Annotated in this window: 1 protein-coding gene; it reads right to left on the reverse strand. The window is 57.5% G+C overall.

Translation table 11 applies throughout. The annotated features are described in order from the left end of the window. Positions 1 to 86 precede the first annotated feature (86 nt). Positions 87 to 1,196, reverse strand: a complete 1,110-nt coding sequence (locus AAFX91_RS41230; RefSeq protein WP_130578126.1) for an IS630 family transposase — start codon at positions 1,194 to 1,196, stop codon at positions 87 to 89. Between the last annotated feature and the right edge of the window lie 729 nt (positions 1,197 to 1,925).

The raw sequence follows: 1,925 nt of genomic DNA on the forward strand, positions 1-1,925 counted from the left end.
CAAAACGAATCGTTCCATCCAAAGCTTGAATCACAGCCAAGCACGAATGAGAATCCTGAATCCCAACAGACCCTAGTCACGTGAATCTAAAGTTCGCCACATAAGGTCTGCTGGGCTTTATGGCAGAAGCGTTTGACCGAGGCCAGAATCTGGTCTGCGGACTTGGTCCATTTGAAGGGCTTCGGGTTTCTGTTGTGCAGGTCGATGAAGGTACGGATGTCGGTCTCGAGCTGCCTGACGGAGGTGTGGACACCTCGCTGGATCTGCTTTCTGGTGAGTTCAGCGAACCAGCGCTCGACCAGATTGATCCATGACGCGGACGTCGGCGTAAAATGAACATGATAGTGAGGTCGACGTGCGAGCCACGCTTTGATCTTGGGTGTCTTGTGGGTGGCGTAATTATCCATGACGATATGGACATCGAGCCCTTCAGGAACTTGGGCATCGACTTCTTTTAAAAACTTCAAGAACTTGACTGCGCGGTGGCGCTTGTAGCATTTGCCGATGACGAACCCCGAGGCGACATCGAGCGCGGCAAACAGCGAGGTCGTACCATGCCGCACATAGCTGTGCGTGCGACGTTCCGGTACGCCAGGCATCATCGGCAAGACCGGTTGCTCGCGATCGAGTGCCTGAATCTGGCTTTTCTCATCGATGCTGAGGACAAGGGCTCGGTTCGGCGGGGATAGGTAAAGGCCGACGATATCGCGCACCTTGTCGACGAACAGTGGATCGCTCGACAGCTTGAACGTCTGGCTGCGGTGCGGCTGCAAGCCGAACGCTGCCCACATTCGGCGGATCGTGGTGTGGGAAAAGCCGGTTTCCGCAGCCATCGAGCGGATCGACCAGTGCGTCGCATCGGCCGGCGTCGTACGCAACGTCCGCTCGATCACGGCAGCGACCTGATCGTCGTTGATGGTGCGAGGGCGGCCAGGGCGGGCCTCGTCAAGCAGGCCATCACAGCGGTCCTTCAAGAATCGGCGGCGCCACTTGCCAACGGTATGTTCGTGGAGGCCGAGTTCCGCAGCTACAGACTTGCTTGGCAAGCCATCCGCACATCGCAGGATCGCGCGGCATCGCTCAGACAGCGACCGGGCAACACGATGACGACGAACTTGCCTCTCCAAGTACGCCCGCTCCTGCGGATTCAGCATTAACGGCGCAATCGGCCGGCCTCGCTCACCTGCATTAGCCACTCGCACTCTCCTCTGTAGAGATTCGAACTATCAACTAATGTGACGAACTTGCGTTCCAGATGACTAGGGACCCCGATGCGATGGTCCGTCCTCCGAAAGGAGAGTTGTGCAATCGGACCAGTTTCGCACTAGAAACGGCATCAACGAAGCGCAACGAACGCGATCGAAATCGAACGAAAACGTAGGAAATTCAACGAAGCTGATCGCTATTCTGCCGCTCATAACAGTCTGCGCGCGGCTTCGAGTGCCGGCCGATGATAACGAAATCAATGGCGAGACAGGGACTCGTTTGGGCCGAGATGGACTTTCGCCCCAAATACGCGGGTTGAAGACCCGACCGGCAGGCTGCCCTCCTTTTCCTTTCCTGTCGCATCCGATCGTACGATGAGCTCATAGCGTTCATTCCGTTTTGGCCTCGCCTGAGCATGATGTTCGGATGATCAACGCTTCCGGCATTCGCCCGATAGGTAACAGAACAAAGGCGTTTGCCGCGGCTATGGCGACGTCGCAGAGCTCGCCGGCGAAGCACTGATCGATGGGCGACGTATGCTGGTGGCCGCAAACAGGGAGACGATGAGGTGACGGTGTTCGCCATCATAGCCGCCATCCTTGACCTCGAGCTGCAGGAATGTGCTGTCTTCTCGATCGCCCGCGTCGTCGGCGACACCGCGGCGCTCGCCAACGAAAGCCTCACGGCACCGCTCAATGTCGAAATGATCGAGCAGGAAC

This window comes from Bradyrhizobium sp. 31Argb, assembly GCF_043638955.1.
Lineage (GTDB): Bacteria > Pseudomonadota > Alphaproteobacteria > Rhizobiales > Xanthobacteraceae > Bradyrhizobium.